Below are 16,286 nucleotides of genomic sequence, written 5' to 3'. Positions count from 1 at the left end.
GAAAGAAATGTTAAGGTTGAATCCCATTGTCCGGGGAGGACTTTGTGCGTCTGTACTCGGTCTGGCTTTTCCCGTCATCGCCGACGATCGCGAAGAAACCCTCGTTGTCACCGCGTCTGCCACCGAACAAAATCTCAAAGATGCGCCCGCCAGTATCAGCGTGATCACCCGGGACGAACTGCAAAAAAAACCGGTTAACAATCTGAAGGATGTGCTGCAGAACGTGCCTGGCGTCCAGCTGACCAACGAAGGGGATAACCGCCGGGGCGTCAGCCTGCGCGGCCTGGACAGCAGCTACACCCTGATTCTGGTAGACGGCAAACGCGTTAACTCCCGCAATGCGGTCTTCCGCCATAACGACTTTGATCTGAACTGGATCCCAGCGGATGCCATTGAGCGCATCGAAGTGGTGCGCGGCCCGATGTCCTCCCTGTATGGTTCCGACGCCCTTGGCGGCGTGGTGAACATCATCACCCGCAAAGTCGGCAAAGCCTGGCACGGTACCTTCACCGTAGATTCCACCGTGCAGGAACACCGCGATCGCGGCGATACCTATAACGGCAACTTCTTCACCAGCGGCCCGCTGATTGACGACGTGCTGGGTGTAAAAGTTTACGGCAGCCTGGGTAAGCGCCAGAAGGACGGCCAGCAGGCGTCAACGACTAACGCCAGCGGCCTGACGCCGCAGATTGAAGGCTTCACTTCCCGCAACGCCAGCACCGAGTTTGCCTGGACACCGGCTGATAACCAGGATGTCACCGTGGGCTACGGCTTTGACCGCCAGGACAGGGAATCTGACTCGCTGGATAAGAACCGCATCGAACGTCAGGATTACTCCCTCGGCCACAACGGGCGCTGGGGCTTCGGCAATACCGAACTGCGTTTTTACGGCGACAAAATTGATAACCTGAATCCGGGCAACAGTGCGGCTATTACCTCCCGCAACAACAGCCTCGACGGCAAGCTGGTGCTGCCGCTCAGCGACATCAACCAGTTCCTGACCTTCGGCGGGGAGTGGCGGCACGACAAGCTGAGCGACCCGGTAAATATTACCGGCGGTAATAGCTCAAAAACCTCGGCCAGCCAGTACGCGCTGTTTATTGAAGACGAATGGCGTATCTTCGAGCCGCTGGCGCTGACCACCGGCATCCGTATGGATGACCATGAAACTTACGGCGACCACTGGAGCCCGCGTGCTTATCTCGTCTATAACGCGACCGATACTGTCACCGTCAAAGGCGGCTGGGCCACGGCCTTCAAAGCGCCATCTCTGCTGCAACTTAGCCCGGACTGGACCAGCAAATCCTGCCGTGGCGCCTGCCAGATTGTCGGCAGCCCTGACCTGAAGCCGGAAACCAGCGAAAGCTTTGAGCTGGGGCTGTATTACGCCGGGGACGAAGGCATTCTGGACGGCGTGAGCGGCAGCGTGACCGCTTTCCAGAACAACGTTGAGGATATGATTGATATCCAGCGCACTGCGAACCGCAGCGTGGCGCCGTCTTACTCAAACTTTGTGGGCTTTGATAAGAGCGGTAACCCGATCTTCCGCTATTACAACGTGAACAAAGCGCGTATTCGCGGCGTAGAAACAGAGCTGAAAATACCGTTTAACGACCAGTGGAAACTGTCGCTGAACTACACCTATAACGACGGACGAGACCTGAGCAACGGCGGCAATAAACCGCTGCAGCAGCAGTCGTTCCACACCGCGAACGGCACCGTTGACTGGGCGCCGCTGGAGGACTGGTCGTTCTATGTGTCGGCGAACTACACCGGCAAGCAGCGTGCGGTATCCGCTACGGATAAAACACCGGGCGGCTACATCGTGTGGAACACCGGCGGGGCCTGGAAAGCGACGAAGAACGTAAAGGTGCGGGCAGGGGTTCTGAACCTGGGCGACAAAGATCTGAATCGTGATATCTACAGCTATAACGAAGACGGTCGCCGCTACTTTATGGCACTGGATTATAGTTTCTAAGTTTTAGATAACGTTCACTTTAAACCCTCACCCCGACCCTCTCCCAGAGGGAGAGGGGGAAAGGAGAGGGGGAAAGGAGAGGGGGAAAACAGCCGAAGTGGAGTCTTGTTAATTCCCTCTCCCTTTCAGGGGGAGGGAATAGATTGCGTACTGTTCTGCCCTGTTGTTTACCCCCTCGCCCCTCTGGGGAGAGGGCCGGGGTGAGGGGCATTGCCTAGTCTTGCAAATGCTCCGCGTGAAAACGCAAATGATCCTCAACAAACGTCGCGATGAAATAGTAGCTGTGGTCGCAGCCCGGCTGAATGCGCAGCGTCAGCGGCCAGCCTTTTTCCTGCGCGACTTTTTCAAACTCTTCCGGCCTTAGCTGGTCGGCCAGGAACTGATCGTCATCCCCCTGATCGATAAGCATGGGCAGCTGTGCCGACGGCAGCGCTTTACCCAGCAGGCAGCAGCTGTCCCACTCTTGCCACAAAGATTCATCTTCACCGAGATAGGCTTTAAAGGCTTTTTGCCCCCACGGCACGCGGGTTGGATTAACAATCGGTGCAAAAGCCGATACCGAGCGGAAGCGGCCAGGATTTTTCAGCGCCATGATCAGTGCGCCGTGTCCGCCCATGGAATGACCAAATATCGACGCTTTTTCGCTGACGCTAAAATTCTCTGCAATCAGCTGCGGCAGTTCGTCACGCAGGTAATCGTACATGCGGAAGTGCGTGGCCCACGGCTGCTGCGTCGCATTGAGGTAAAAGCCCGCCCCCTGGCCCAGGTCGTAGCCCGGGTCGTTAGGGACTTCTTCACCGCGCGGGCTGGTGTCCGGCATCACCAGCACAATGCCAAGCTCGGCCGCCACGCGCTGCGCGCCTGCTTTGGTCGTGAAGTTTTCGTCGTTACAGGTTAGCCCGGAAAGCCAGTAAACTACCGGCGGCGGGGAGGCGCTTGCCGGAGGTGGGAGAAAAATACTGAACGTCATTGGGCAGTTAAGCACGGTGGACGGGTGGCGCCAGCGCTGCTGCCAGCCTTCGAAACATCGGTGTTCTTCCAGTAATTCCATCCAGAGGATCCTTATCTATTTTCAAGACTTATGAACAACTTTCACTTCACCTGAGTCTAGCCATCCCGCATTATGGCCGCAACGGTATTGTTCCGCCCGCTCAGGCAATGAACGGTATTTTCGATTTCAATAATTATGCCCGGCACTACTGGATTCTAAGCACGTGCTGCCGCACAATAAGCGGACACTTTGCCCCATGAAGGGCAGAGGTCAGCCACACCTGCAGGAGAAAACAGCATGTCATCACTCTCAAAAGAAGCCGCCCTGGTTCATGAGGCGCTTGTTGCGCGCGGTCTGGAAACGCCGCTGCGTCCGCCGTTACGTGAACTGGATAATGAAACCCGTAAAAGCCAGATTGCCGCCCATATGACGGAAATCATGCAGCTGCTTAATCTCGATTTGAGTGACGACAGCCTGATGGAAACCCCGCATCGCATCGCCAAAATGTATGTCGATGAGATTTTCTCCGGCCTGGACTACGCCAATTTCCCGAAAATCACCGTCATTGAAAACAAAATGAAGGTGGATGAAATGGTCACCGTGCGCGATATCACCCTGACCAGCACCTGCGAGCATCACTTCGTGACCATCGACGGGAAAGCCACCGTGGCGTATATCCCGAAAGATACCGTCATCGGTTTGTCCAAAATTAACCGCATCGTGCAGTTCTTTGCTCAGCGTCCGCAGGTTCAGGAACGTCTGACCCAGCAGATCCTGATTGCGCTGCAAACGCTGCTGGGCACCAATAACGTGGCGGTGTCCATTGATGCGGTGCATTACTGCGTGAAAGCGCGTGGGGTAAAAGACGCCACCAGTGCGACCACCACCACCTCGCTCGGCGGCCTGTTTAAGTCCAGCCAGAATACGCGTCAGGAGTTCCTGCGCGCAGTACGCCACAATTAATTCCCCAGGCAGGTATCCGTGGAGAGAAATGTCACCCTGGACTTCGTCCGCGGTACCGCCATTCTGGGCATTCTGCTGCTCAATATTGTCGCTTTTGGCCTGCCGAAGGCGGCTTATCTCAACCCGGCCTGGTACGGTGAGATAACCTCTCGCGACGCCTGGACCTGGGCGGTAATGGACCTGTTTGCCGAAGTTAAATTCCTCACGCTTTTTGCGCTGCTGTTTGGGGCGGGCCTGCAGATGTTGCTGGCTCGAGGCTCGCGCTGGATCCAGTCACGGCTGACGCTGCTGGTACTGCTGGGTTTTATGCATGCGCTGTTGCTGTGGGACGGCGACATTCTGCTGGCTTATGGCCTGACCGGGCTGGTGTGCTGGCGGCTGATTCGTGACGCCACGGGGCAAAAGCAGCTGTTTAATACCGGCGTCGTGCTGTACCTCATCGGCATTGGCGTGCTGTTGCTGCTGGGCGTCATCTCAGGTGATGGCGTTAACCGCTCCTGGGTGCCTGATGCGGCCAACCTGCAATATGAGCAATGGTGGAAGCTCGGTGGCGGCGTGGAAGCTATCAGCAACCGCGCCGATTTACTCTCTTCGAACCTGGTGGCGCTGGGCGCGCAATACGGCTGGCAGCTGGCAGGCATGATGCTGATTGGCGCGGCTCTGATGCGCAGCGGCTGGCTGAGAGGGGAGTTTAGCCTGAAGCATTACCGGCGAACCGGTGCCATTTTGATCGCCATCGGCATGGCGATTAATCTGCCGGCGATTGCGGCCCAGTGGCACCTGAAGTGGGATTTCCGCTGGTGTGCGTTGCTGTTACAGGCTCCACGTGAGCTGAGCGCGCCGTTTCAGGCTATTGGTTACGCCGCGCTGGCCTGGGGCTTTTGGCCGCAACTGTCCCGTTTCCGGCTGGTGGGCTGGATTGCCTGCGTCGGGCGCATGGCGCTGACCAATTACCTGCTGCAAACCATTCTCTGCACAACACTGTTCTATCGCTTTGGTTTGTATATGAAATTCGACCGTCTCGCGCTGCTGGCCTTTGTCCCTGCCGTGTGGGCGGTGAACATTCTTCTGTCGGTGTTATGGCTGCGTTATTTCCGTCAGGGGCCGGTAGAATGGCTTTGGCGACAGTTAACCGCCCGTGCTTCAGGAGATGCGTTACGCAAAGCACAGAGATAATGATATTCGTCACAAAGGTTAACGAATTGTATGTAACCGCTTTCATCACTGTGATCGACTTCACGCCACGCCGCCCCTCACTCACCGCAAAATAGCCACCTTGCCTAAAACAGGGTGCACCTATGAGACCGACTCCCCCAACGCCGATTACCATTCGTGACGTTGCCCGTATCGCCGGGGTTTCAGTAGCGACAGTATCCCGAGTATTAAATAACAGCGCGCTGGTCAGCCCGGAAACGCGCGAAAACGTCATGCAGGCTGTTGCTGAGCTGGGCTACCGTCCAAACGCCAACGCGCAGGCGCTGGCCACTCAGGTTAGCGACACCATTGGCGTGGTGGTGATGGATGTTTCTGACCCCTTCTTCGGGGCGTTGGTGAAAGCGGTGGATGTGGTTGCCCAGCAGCACAATAAATATTTGCTGATCGGCAACAGCTACCACCAGGAAGACAAAGAGCGTCATGCCATTGAGGTGCTGATCCGCCAGCGATGCAGCGCGTTAATCGTGCATGCTAAAGCGCTGAGCGACGAGGAGTTGGCTACTTTTCTGGAGCAGGTCCCCGGCATGGTGCTGATCAACCGCCTGGTGCCCGGCTATGCTCACCGTTGCGTCTGCCTGGATAACGTCAGCGGGGCGGTGATGGCCACCCGGATGCTGCTGAACCAGGGGCATTCGCGTATCGGCTATCTGGCTTCCAGCCATCAGATTGAAGATAACGACCAGCGGCATCAGGGCTGGCTGCAGGCGCTGGACGAGCAGGGCATTTCGCCGCCGGAGGGCTGGGTCGGTATGGGCTCGCCGGACATGCAGGGCGGGGAGGCGGCGATGGTTGAGCTGCTTGGGCGCAACCAGCAGCTTACCGCCGTTTTCTCCTATAACGACAGCATGGCCGCCGGGGCGCTAACAGCGCTGAAAGACAACGGCATTGCCGTGCCGCAGCATGTCTCGATTATCGGCTTTGACGATATTCCTATTGCCCGTTACACCGACCCGCAGCTAACAACCGTGCGCTATCCGGTGGTTTCTATGGCGCGCTTAGCGACCGAACTGGCGTTACAGGGGGCGGCAGGTCAGCTGGATCGTGATGTAACGCACTGTTTTATGCCGACTTTAGTTCGTCGTCATTCGGTGGCGATGAAGCAAAATGTGGTGTCGATCACTCCGCTGTCAAAGCGTTAGCTGTAACCGGTTTCAATCTGTGAGTAAATTCACAGTTAATTAACATTGCGCTGACTATTATGTCAGCGTTTTATCAGCTGAAACACTATGTAACGGTGACTTCTCACTTTTAGCATTGTGATAAGGCCATTAGCGCTCATAAAAACGCAGTATTGGATTGTTACCGAACACGGAAGTGCACATTTTTTAGGATAACTTCGGCATTCAGTAACTTTTTCATAACATTACTGTCCTGCCTGGTTTCGAATGCGAACTACCCTGCAAAATAAAAACCGGAGATACCATGAATAAGAAGGTTTTGACTCTGTCCGCCGTGATGTCCTGCATGTTATTTGGTGCCGCAGCGAACGCCGCTGACCGTATTGGTGTGACGATTTATAAATACGACGACAACTTCATGTCAGTGGTTCGTAAGGCCATTGAAAAAGATGCGAAAGCGTCACCTGACGTACAGCTGCTGATGAACGACTCGCAGAACGACCAGTCCAAACAGAACGACCAGATCGACGTTCTGCTGGCTAAAGGCGTGAAGGCGCTGGCCATCAACCTGGTTGACCCGGCTGCTGCGGGCACCGTAATCGAAAAAGCGCGTGCGCAAAACGTGCCGGTTGTGTTCTTCAACAAAGAACCTTCCCGCAAAGCGCTGGATAGCTACGACAAAGCTTACTACGTCGGCACCGACTCTAAAGAGTCCGGCATCATTCAGGGTGACCTGATTGCTAAACACTGGGCGGCTAACCCGGCCTGGGATCTGAACAAAGACGGCCAGGTCCAGTTCGTGCTGCTGAAAGGCGAACCGGGCCACCCGGATGCCGAAGCGCGTACCACCTACGTTATCAAAGAACTGAACGACAAAGGCCTGAAAACTCAGCAACTGCAGCTGGATACCGCGATGTGGGACACCGCTCAGGCTAAAGACAAAATGGACGCGTGGCTCTCCGGCCCGAACGCTAACAAAATCGAAGTGGTTATCGCCAACAACGATGCGATGGCAATGGGTGCAGTAGAAGCGCTGAAAGCCCACAACAAAACCTCTATTCCAGTGTTTGGCGTAGATGCCCTGCCGGAAGCCCTGGCGCTGGTGAAATCCGGTGCGATGGCCGGGACCGTGCTGAACGATGCCAACAACCAGGCAAAAGCGACCTTTGACCTGGCGAAAAACCTGGCCGACGGTAAGCCTGCAGCCGAAGGCACCAACTGGAAGATTGAGAACAAAATCGTACGTGTACCTTACGTAGGCGTGGATAAAGACAACCTCGCACAGTTTATCGGCAAATAATACCCGTCATACTTCGAGCCGCAGGGGCGTTAACTGCACTCGCTCACCCCAGTTGCTTGCTTGATGTAAGCGCCTGGGGATTCTCGAGCTTGTTGCCTGCCTGCAACTCGAATTATTTAGGGTACTACGTTTTTAGTTGTACACGGGCGCAGATACCTGCGCCCGGCTTTAGGCAGGTTACTCAGCGACACAGGTATAATTATGGTCGACAATAACTCAGCTACGCCGACGGAATTTTTGCTGGAAATGACCGGCATTAATAAATCCTTCCCCGGCGTTAAGGCACTGGATAATGTTAATTTAAAAGTACGGCCACACTCTATTCACGCCCTGATGGGTGAAAACGGTGCGGGCAAATCGACATTATTGAAATGCCTTTTTGGGATCTACAGCAAAGATTCCGGCAGTATCCTTTTCCAGGGAAAAGAGGTCAATTTCAGCAGCACCAAAGAGGCGTTGGAAAACGGTATTTCTATGGTGCATCAGGAGCTTAACCTCGTCCTGCAGCGCACCGTGATGGACAACATGTGGCTCGGGCGTTACCCGACCAAAGGCGTGTTTGTCGATCAGGATAAAATGTACCGCGACACCAAAGAGATATTTGACGAGCTGGATATTGATATCGACCCGCGAGCCCGCGTCGGTACGTTGTCCGTTTCTCAAATGCAAATGATTGAAATTGCCAAGGCTTTCTCTTATAACGCCAAAATCGTTATTATGGATGAGCCAACATCTTCGCTGACGGAAAAAGAAGTTAATCATCTTTTTAAAATTATTCGCAAATTAAAAGATCGCGGCTGCGGGATTGTTTATATCTCCCATAAAATGGAAGAGATATTCCAGTTGTGCGATGAAATTACTATTTTGCGCGACGGGCAGTGGATTGCCACCCAGCCGCTGGAAGGGCTGGATATGGACAAAATCATCGCCATGATGGTGGGCCGCTCCCTGAACCAGCGCTTCCCGGACAAATCCAACGTGCCGGGTGAAGTTATCCTCGAAGTACGCAACCTGACCTCGCTGCGCCAGCCGTCGATTCGCGATATCTCCTTTGATTTACATAAAGGTGAAATCCTCGGCATTGCGGGCCTCGTCGGCGCGAAGCGTACCGATATAGTAGAAACGCTATTTGGTATCCGCGAAAAATCTGGCGGCACCATTAAGCTACACGGCAAAAAGATCAACAACAGCAGCGCGAACGAAGCGATTAATCACGGTTTTGCGCTGGTTACCGAAGAGCGCCGCTCTACCGGGATCTACGCCTACCTGGATATCGGCTTTAACTCACTCATTTCCAATATTCGTAACTACAAAAACAAGGTCGGTCTGCTGGATAACTCCCGTATGAAAAGCGATACCCAGTGGGTTATCGACTCCATGCGCGTGAAAACGCCGGGGCACCGCACCTCCATCGGCTCGCTGTCCGGCGGTAATCAGCAGAAGGTGATCATCGGCCGCTGGCTGCTGACTCAGCCGGAAATTCTGATGCTGGATGAACCGACGCGCGGCATTGACGTTGGCGCCAAGTTTGAGATTTACCAGCTGATTGCCGAACTGGCTAAAAAAGGGAAAGGGATCATTATCATTTCGTCCGAGATGCCGGAATTGTTAGGGATTACAGACCGTATTCTGGTGATGAGCAACGGGCTCGTGGCCGGAATTGTAGACACCAAAACAACAACGCAGAACGAAATCTTACGTCTTGCGTCTGTGCACCTGTGATGATTTAGGGGCTATTAAAAATGAGTGCGTTAAATAAAAAGAGTTTTCTAACTTATCTAAAAGAGGGCGGCATCTACGTGGTGCTGCTGGTGCTGCTGGCGATCATTATTTTCCAGGATCCGACTTTCTTGAGTTTGCTTAACCTGAGTAACATCCTGACCCAGTCCTCGGTGCGTATTATCATCGCGCTGGGGGTGGCCGGGCTGATTGTTACCCAGGGGACCGACCTTTCCGCAGGGCGCCAGGTGGGCCTGGCGGCGGTTGTCGCGGCAACGCTGCTGCAGTCGATGGATAACGTCAACAAGGTGTTCCCGGACATGCACACCATGCCGATTCCGCTGGTGCTGCTGATTGTCTGCGCCGTAGGCGCGGTCATCGGTCTGGTGAACGGGATTATTATCGCTTACCTGAACGTGACGCCGTTTATCACTACCCTGGGCACCATGATCATCGTGTACGGGATTAACTCCCTGTATTACGATTTCGTAGGTGCGTCACCGATTTCCGGGTTTGACTCCCATTTCTCCACCTTTACGCAGGGCTTTATCGCGCTGGGCAGTTTCCGCCTGTCGTACATTACGTTCTATGCCCTGTTTGCGGTGCTGTTCGTGTGGGTACTGTGGAACAAAACCCGCTTCGGGAAAAACATCTTCGCTATCGGTGGCAACCCGGAAGCAGCGAAAGTGTCCGGCGTTAACGTGGCGCTGAACCTGATCATGATTTATGCCCTGTCCGGCGTGTTCTATGCCTTTGGCGGGATGCTGGAAGCGGGCCGTATCGGCTCGGCCACCAACAACCTAGGCTTTATGTATGAGCTGGATGCGATTGCGGCCTGCGTGGTGGGCGGCGTGTCGTTCAGCGGCGGGGTAGGGACGGTGCTGGGCGTGGTGACCGGGGTGATCATCTTCACGGTGATCAACTACGGCCTGACCTATATCGGCGTGAACCCTTACTGGCAGTACATCATCAAGGGCGGCATTATTATCTTCGCCGTGGCGCTGGACTCCCTGAAGTACGCGCGTAAGAAATAATTACTGCAGTTTGCAAAAAAGCCCGCCAGTGAATGTGCGGGCTTTTTTTTGCTCAGCAATAACGCCGTATCACTTCTTCTCTTTTTTCTGTATTTCCAGCAGCTGTTCCGGTGTAACGGCCGGATAGGCCTGTGCGTCTTCCGGCACTTCCTGCTGCGATGGGATCGGGACTAACGGGCCGAGGAAACGTGGCTCACGCTTGAAGAGATAGAGATCCGCTAATGCCCCCAGGCGAGCGGCAAATTCGCGGGTGCGCACGGTAAGCATATTTTTAGGGGAAGGCACCGCGTAGCACTGCGCCTGAATCCCCATATGCAGGGCGATAAACAGCGCACGCTCGCAGTGGAAGCGCTGAGTGATAATGATGAAATCGTTGGTATCAAAGACTTTACGGGTGCGAACAATCGAGTCCAGCGTGCGGAAGCCTGCGTAGTCCAGCACGATGTCTGCAGGATCAACGCCGCCGGCAATCAGGTCTTTGCGCATGGTCATCGGCTCGTTGTAGCTTTGCTGCGCGTTATCACCGCTTAGCAGCAGGTAATTTACCTTGCCGCTGTTATAGGCGTTCAGCGCGCCCTGAATGCGGTACAGATAGTACTGATTGATGACGCCGGTGCGGTAATACTTGGCGGTGCCGAGCACCACACCTACCTGGCGATAGGGCAGATCCTGCAGTTCATCGTAAACGTAGGGTGCGGTTTTCCAGCTGATCCAGCGGTCAAGCCCAAGCGCAGCCGCCAGCGTTAAGCCGATAACAATAAGCAGGCTGTAAAACACGCGCTTCAACATGAACTTGCAGACTCATTCGCGGGGTGAAATTTCATCCAAGGCTACTTTACCCGGCCCTCAAGAGCAAGAAACGCGGGTTCAGTTGGGGCAAATTTCAACAATGCGAGTGTGGGTACACCCGCAACGGAGAATTATTGAGCAATATTAATGCGCTCAATGGCTTCACAGCCCAGCGCTTTCAGCGTGGCGGAGGTGGCATCCCACTGCAGCAGCGGCGCATCGAATTTTTCTGCCAGCACAGCGCGCTTAATTTGCGGGTAGTCGTAGCCATTCAGAGATAGCAGGTTTAGCGCGGCCTGCAGCGGCGGAAGGGAAGGGTTGAACGCGGCGTTTTCCGCATAGCAGCCGGTGAAGATCTTGCCGTCGATCATTTCCAGTGCAACACCCGCCGGGGCCTGGCTGTAAGGCGCATGGCTGCGATTCGCGGCAGCAATTGCCGCCTGCGCCAGGGCATCACCTTTTAGTGCGAAACCGTGGTTTTCTTCATCCAGCAGCAGCGTTTTGATGTCCAGATCGCGTGGGCCAAAGGCATCTGGCAGATATTCACCTAGGGTTGAAGGCTGGCGACCAGGCAGATGAATGCGCAATGCGGTGCCGCTGTTCAGCTCGTTCATAAACTGGCGGCAGTGGCCGCAGGGCGTGTAGTTGACGGTGATATCGACCAGGCCTTTTTCGCCGCGCATCCACGCGTGGGTAATGGCGCTTTGTTCGGCATGCACGGTTTGCTGCATGGTGGCACCCAGAAATTCCATGTTGCCGCCAAAATAGAGATTCCCGCTGACGCCTCGCGCGACGGCACCTACGTTGAAATGGGAGAGGTCTGCCCGGGCGCAGGCTGCGGCCAGAGGCAACAGAGCGAAAGCCAGGTCTTCATCACCCAGCCCGGTTTGATGTTTTAGCGCTTCAACTTCGGCCGCGGTAAACATAGCCGGGAAGTGGTCGTCGGCAAGCAGGGGTTGCAAAGCGGTTTGCAGCGCGGAAGGAAGTTGCACAACGGCGGCATCAAAACGTGAACGCATGTTAAAGCCTCATCAAAGGTAACGGAAACGTAGTTTACGGATCTGTATAGGCCAAATATGTGATCAAATTCTAATTGTTTATGCAACTTATGAAAACAAATCAGAAAATGCGCGATCTCTCGCAAGTTTTAGCCGAAGAGCTTCAGCAGCACCGGGAATAAAAACGGGGCGATGAGTGAGGTCATGACCCCGCAAATCACCAACGCTAGCGAGCTAAAAGCCCCTTCCTGGAAGTCCAGCTCCGCGCAGCGCGCCGTACCCAGCGCGTGTGAAGCTGTGCCCATCGCCAGCCCGCGTGAGGCTTTGGTATTGATACGCATCATATTCAGCAGCGTGTGGCCAAACACGGCGCCGAGAATACCGACGAAGATAACGCAGACTGCGCTAATGGCCGGGATACCACCAATGCCACCGCCCACCGCCATCGCAATTGGCGTGGTAACAGATTTCGGCAGAACCGAGGCGGCAATTTCCGGGGATGCGCCCATCAATAACGCAATCGAGGTGCCGGTGGACATCGCCACCATACTGCCAATAAAGCAGATGGTGATAATGGATTTCCAGCGGGCGCGGATCTGGTGAATTTGCTCATAAAGCGGGAAGGCCAGGGCTACAACGGCGGGCTGCAGCAGGTCGTTGAGCACTTCGCTGCCTTTAAAATAGTGGTCGTAAGGAATGCCGGTCACCAGCAGAAAAGGAATGATCACCACCATGCAAACCAGCAACGGGTTCAGCAGCGGGGATTTCAGCCGGGCGGCCAGCTTGCGGGCGGCGAAAAACACCCCCAGCGTTAACGGTAAAGACCACCATATAAAGTGCATCATTTTTTCTCTGCCTCGCCTTCACCAATGACTTTTCTTTCGCCGTGTACCAGATGTGAACTCCAGCTCACGATAACCAGCACCACCAGCGTACTGATCAAACACGACACCACCACCGGGCCAAACTGCGCTTTCAGCACGTCGTAATACTGCATCACGCCCACGCCAATAGGCACGAATAGCAGGGCCATATAGCGAATCAGCAAGTGGCAGCTGGGTTTTACCCACTTCGCCGGCAGGATCTGCAGGGACAGCAGCACAAACAAAATCAGCATGCCGATAATGCTGCCTGGAATGACGATAGGCAGTAAAGAGGCGACAAAAATACCGGCATATAAGCACAGGTAAATTAAGACAAAAGCGCGAAGATACTGCCAGATTATCGTGAACGAGTTACGCATGGAGGTTACCCTTTAAGAAACGCATTCATCATACAATTAAACGCAAAATTGTGCTATCCATCACATCATGAATTATCAGCATAACAAACATTCCCTGTGTGAAGGTTGTCGGGCGGATTTCAGGCAATAAAAAAGCGGCCCGGAGGCCGCTATTTTTTTAATCAACTTGAGCTTAGTTCAGACGAACCGGCATCCCGGAACGGTTCTGAATTGCCTGGTCAACAACGGTGGTGTCAACGTCGGACTGAGCAGTGACTTTCTGAACGCTGCTGGTCAGTTTAATCGGCACGATTTCATCGGAGTTGAACTGCGCTTCGGTGGTAGAGAGCGGGTTGTGAACTTCGATGTAACGGCTGCCGTCCGGCTCGGTGGTGGCTTTTACCGGCTCATCAATGAACTGAACGCGGGTGCCAACCGGCACGTTGTCGAACAGGAACTTGATATCTTCGTTGCGCAGACGCACGCAGCCGTGGCTTACGCGCAGGCCGATACCGAAGTTGGCGTTGGTGCCGTGAATCGCATACAGGTTACCGATGTACAGCGCGTACAGACCCATTGGGTTATCCGGGCCAGCGGGAACAACGGCTGGCAGCGGCGTACCGGCTGCGGCGTATTCCGCATGCATCTTCGCGGTAGGGGTCCAGGTTGGGCCATTTTTCTTACGCTCTACCTTGGTGGTCCAGTTGATCGGGGTATCTTTCCCCAACTGGCCGATACCGATTGGCAGCACGATCACGGTGTTGGTGCCTTTCGGGTAATAGTAGAGGCGCATTTCGGCGCTGTTGATCACAATCCCTTCATGCACGGTGTCCGGCAGGATCAGCTGCTGAGGGATGTTCAGGATGGTACCGGCTTTTGGCAGGTACGGGTCAATCCCTGGGTTAGCTTCCAGCATGTTAGACAGACCCATCTGGTACTGTGCGGCATACTCTTCCAGCGGCGCGGTGCTGCCTTCAGGAATAGTGATAACCTGGTTTTCACCAACCAGGCGGCTGCCGTTAGTCGGTAACGGATAAGTCACGGCGGAAGCAGAGAAAGACGCGACAGCCACAAAAGCCAGTAAAAGCGAGCGTAATTTCATAGTCATGTTGTGCGAGTGTTATGCCAGACGGGCCAGCTAGTGAGTGTTCATGGACGATTCAGCCGCGCATTATATGTGCATTACATTCATCTGGGAAATCAGATGTGGATGAAATCACAATTTTTTCACACTGATTAACTATTGTACGGTGAAGATGCGGGGCGACCCTTTATCATAGTTATGGCATAATGTGGCCGAAATCACATTCCAAAATCTCGACAACTTATTTCTCCAGGACATACCAGTGCTTGTATCCAGCAACGTTACCATGCAGTTTGGCAGCAAACCGCTGTTCGAAAATATTTCCGTTAAATTTGGCGGCGGCAACCGTTACGGCCTGATTGGCGCGAACGGAAGCGGCAAATCCACGTTCATGAAAATCCTCGGCGGGGACTTAGAGCCTACGCTTGGCAACGTTTCTCTCGACCCAAACGAGCGCATCGGTAAGCTGCGTCAGGATCAGTTCGCCTTCGAAAAATTTACCGTACTCGACACCGTTATCATGGGCCACGGCGAGCTGTGGGAAGTGAAGCAGGAACGCGACCGCATTTATGCCCTGCCGGAGATGAGCGAAGAAGACGGTTACAAAGTTGCCGACCTCGAAGTGAAATACGGCGAGATGGACGGCTACACCGCAGAAGCGCGTGCCGGTGAATTGCTGCTTGGCGTGGGCATTCCTCTGGAGCAGCACTACGGCCCGATGAGCGAAGTCGCTCCAGGCTGGAAACTGCGTGTGCTGCTGGCGCAGGCGCTGTTCTCTAACCCGGACATCCTGCTGCTTGACGAACCAACGAACAACCTGGACATCGACACCATTCGCTGGCTGGAGCAGACGTTAAACGAACGCGACAGCACCATGATCATTATTTCGCACGACCGTCACTTCCTGAACATGGTCTGCACCCATATGGCCGATCTGGACTACGGCGAGCTGCGCGTTTATCCGGGTAACTACGACGAGTACATGACGGCGGCAACTCAGGCTCGTGAACGCCTGCTGGCGGACAACGCGAAGAAGAAAGCGCAGATTGCTGACCTGCAATCCTTCGTTAGCCGCTTCAGCGCCAACGCCTCCAAATCTCGTCAGGCCACCTCTCGTGCCCGTCAGATTGATAAAATCAAGCTGGACGAAGTGAAGGCCTCCAGCCGTCAGAACCCGTTCATTCGCTTCGAGCAGGACAAGAAACTGTTCCGTAACGCCCTTGAAGTTGAAGCCGTGACCAAAGGGTTTGAGAACGGCCCGCTGTTTAAAAACTTCAACCTGCTGCTGGAAGTAGGCGAGAAAATAGCCATTCTTGGTGCCAACGGCGTGGGTAAATCTACGATGTTGAAAACCCTGGTCGGCGAGCTGACCCCGGAAAACGGCAGCGTGAAGTGGTCTGAGAATGCTCAGATTGGCTACTACGCCCAGGATCACGAATACGAGTTCGAAAACGATCTGACCGTCTTTGACTGGATGAGCCAGTGGAAGCAGGAAGGCGACGACGAACAGGCGGTGCGCAGCATCCTGGGTCGCCTGCTGTTCAGCCAGGACGACATCAAAAAGCCGGCTAAAGTCCTCTCCGGGGGCGAGAAGGGCCGTATGCTGTTCGGCAAGCTGATGATGGAAAAACCAAACATCCTGATCATGGACGAACCGACCAACCACCTGGACATGGAATCCATCGAGTCGCTGAACATGGCGCTGGAGATGTACCAGGGGACGCTGATTTTCGTTTCTCACGACCGTGAGTTTGTTAGCTCGCTGGCAACCCGCGTACTGGAAATTACCCCAGAGCGCGTGATTGATTTCACCGGTGGCTACGAAGATTATCTGCGCAGCAAAGGGATCGACGGGTAATTTTACCCTCACCCTAA

14 protein-coding genes are annotated in these 16,286 nt (G+C 54.6%); 8 read left to right on the top strand and 6 right to left on the bottom strand.

The features are described 5' to 3' along the window. Nucleotides 1–7: 7 nt before the first annotated feature. Nucleotides 8–1,978 carry a catecholate siderophore receptor CirA gene (gene cirA / locus LH23_RS20765; protein ID WP_039295408.1) on the top strand — a complete coding sequence of 657 codons (1,971 nt, stop codon included), beginning with the start codon at nt 8–10 and terminating at the stop codon, nt 1,976–1,978. A 214-nt stretch (nt 1,979–2,192) separates the two neighbouring features. Here cirA and fghA read toward each other — a convergent pair whose 3' ends face one another. Continuing rightward, nucleotides 2,193–3,029 carry an S-formylglutathione hydrolase gene (gene fghA, locus LH23_RS20760; RefSeq protein ID WP_039295406.1) on the bottom strand — a complete coding sequence of 279 codons (837 nt, stop codon included), beginning with the start codon at nt 3,027–3,029 and terminating at the stop codon, nt 2,193–2,195. A 237-nt stretch (nt 3,030–3,266) separates the two neighbouring features. On the opposite strand from fghA, the gene folE reads away from it, so the two are divergent. From folE to mglC, 6 genes are all read left to right on the top strand, one after another. Continuing rightward, nucleotides 3,267–3,932: a GTP cyclohydrolase I FolE gene (gene folE, locus LH23_RS20755; RefSeq protein WP_008455254.1), complete on the top strand. Its 666-nt coding sequence runs from the start codon at nt 3,267–3,269 to the stop codon at nt 3,930–3,932. An 18-nt stretch (nt 3,933–3,950) separates the two neighbouring features. Beyond that, nucleotides 3,951–5,108 (top strand): DUF418 domain-containing protein YeiB, encoded by a 1,158-nt coding sequence (yeiB, locus tag LH23_RS20750; RefSeq protein ID WP_039295403.1) that lies wholly within the window; start codon nt 3,951–3,953, stop codon nt 5,106–5,108. 122 nt (nt 5,109–5,230) lie between these two features. Next, nucleotides 5,231–6,286 carry an HTH-type transcriptional regulator GalS gene (gene galS / locus LH23_RS20745; protein WP_039295401.1) on the top strand — a complete coding sequence of 352 codons (1,056 nt, stop codon included), beginning with the start codon at nt 5,231–5,233 and terminating at the stop codon, nt 6,284–6,286. Nucleotides 6,287–6,569: 283 nt separating this feature from the next. Further along, a complete protein-coding gene (gene mglB / locus LH23_RS20740) occupies nt 6,570–7,565 on the top strand; it encodes a galactose/glucose ABC transporter substrate-binding protein MglB (protein WP_039295399.1) in 996 nt (331 codons plus the stop codon). Nucleotides 7,566–7,766: 201 nt separating this feature from the next. Continuing rightward, nucleotides 7,767–9,287, top strand: coding sequence for a galactose/methyl galactoside ABC transporter ATP-binding protein MglA (gene mglA / locus LH23_RS20735; protein WP_039295397.1), 1,521 nt, complete (start codon nt 7,767–7,769; stop codon nt 9,285–9,287). A gap of 20 nt (nt 9,288–9,307) precedes the next feature. Further along, nucleotides 9,308–10,318 carry a galactose/methyl galactoside ABC transporter permease MglC gene (mglC, locus tag LH23_RS20730; protein WP_039295392.1) on the top strand — a complete coding sequence of 337 codons (1,011 nt, stop codon included), beginning with the start codon at nt 9,308–9,310 and terminating at the stop codon, nt 10,316–10,318. A gap of 69 nt (nt 10,319–10,387) precedes the next feature. On the opposite strand, the gene sanA is transcribed toward mglC, so the two are convergent. From sanA to ldtB, 5 genes are all read right to left on the bottom strand, one after another. Next, on the bottom strand, nt 10,388–11,107 hold the full coding sequence (gene sanA / locus LH23_RS20725; protein ID WP_039295390.1) for an outer membrane permeability protein SanA: 720 nt from the start codon (nt 11,105–11,107) through the stop codon (nt 10,388–10,390). A 131-nt stretch (nt 11,108–11,238) separates the two neighbouring features. Then, nucleotides 11,239–12,126: a cytidine deaminase gene (gene cdd / locus LH23_RS20720; RefSeq protein ID WP_039295388.1), complete on the bottom strand. Its 888-nt coding sequence runs from the start codon at nt 12,124–12,126 to the stop codon at nt 11,239–11,241. A gap of 128 nt (nt 12,127–12,254) precedes the next feature. Next, nucleotides 12,255–12,950, bottom strand: coding sequence for a CidB/LrgB family autolysis modulator (locus tag LH23_RS20715; RefSeq protein WP_039295386.1), 696 nt, complete (start codon nt 12,948–12,950; stop codon nt 12,255–12,257). Then, nucleotides 12,947–13,348 (bottom strand): CidA/LrgA family protein, encoded by a 402-nt coding sequence (locus tag LH23_RS20710; RefSeq protein WP_039295384.1) that lies wholly within the window; start codon nt 13,346–13,348, stop codon nt 12,947–12,949. Before LH23_RS20710 ends, LH23_RS20715 begins: the two co-directional genes overlap by 4 nt. 172 nt (nt 13,349–13,520) lie before the next feature. Further along, entirely contained in the window at nt 13,521–14,435 is a 915-nt protein-coding gene (gene ldtB / locus LH23_RS20705; protein WP_039295378.1) for a L,D-transpeptidase, read from the bottom strand. Nucleotides 14,436–14,673: 238 nt separating this feature from the next. Between ldtB and LH23_RS20700 the strand changes: the two genes are divergently transcribed. After that, nucleotides 14,674–16,269, top strand: coding sequence for an ABC-F family ATPase (locus tag LH23_RS20700; protein WP_008455235.1), 1,596 nt, complete (start codon nt 14,674–14,676; stop codon nt 16,267–16,269). Nucleotides 16,270–16,286 lie beyond the last annotated feature (17 nt).

Source organism: Cedecea neteri (assembly GCF_000758305.1).
Classification (GTDB): Bacteria; Pseudomonadota; Gammaproteobacteria; order Enterobacterales; family Enterobacteriaceae; genus Cedecea; species Cedecea neteri_C.
Note: the sequence above shows the minus strand (reverse complement) of the source record. Positions and strands in the feature narration are given on the sequence as shown.

Coding starts and splice junctions, on each gene's coding strand:
- cirA (WP_039295408.1), top strand. CDS start 8: ATGTTAAGGTTGAATCCCATTGTCCGGGGAGGACTTTGTGCGTCTGTA.
- fghA (WP_039295406.1), bottom strand. CDS start 3,029: ATGGAATTACTGGAAGAACACCGATGTTTCGAAGGCTGGCAGCAGCGC.
- folE (WP_008455254.1), top strand. CDS start 3,267: ATGTCATCACTCTCAAAAGAAGCCGCCCTGGTTCATGAGGCGCTTGTT.
- galS (WP_039295401.1), top strand. CDS start 5,231: ATGAGACCGACTCCCCCAACGCCGATTACCATTCGTGACGTTGCCCGT.
- mglB (WP_039295399.1), top strand. CDS start 6,570: ATGAATAAGAAGGTTTTGACTCTGTCCGCCGTGATGTCCTGCATGTTA.
- mglA (WP_039295397.1), top strand. CDS start 7,767: ATGGTCGACAATAACTCAGCTACGCCGACGGAATTTTTGCTGGAAATG.
- mglC (WP_039295392.1), top strand. CDS start 9,308: ATGAGTGCGTTAAATAAAAAGAGTTTTCTAACTTATCTAAAAGAGGGC.
- sanA (WP_039295390.1), bottom strand. CDS start 11,107: ATGTTGAAGCGCGTGTTTTACAGCCTGCTTATTGTTATCGGCTTAACG.
- cdd (WP_039295388.1), bottom strand. CDS start 12,126: ATGCGTTCACGTTTTGATGCCGCCGTTGTGCAACTTCCTTCCGCGCTG.
- LH23_RS20715 (WP_039295386.1), bottom strand. CDS start 12,950: ATGATGCACTTTATATGGTGGTCTTTACCGTTAACGCTGGGGGTGTTT.
- LH23_RS20710 (WP_039295384.1), bottom strand. CDS start 13,348: ATGCGTAACTCGTTCACGATAATCTGGCAGTATCTTCGCGCTTTTGTC.
- ldtB (WP_039295378.1), bottom strand. CDS start 14,435: ATGACTATGAAATTACGCTCGCTTTTACTGGCTTTTGTGGCTGTCGCG.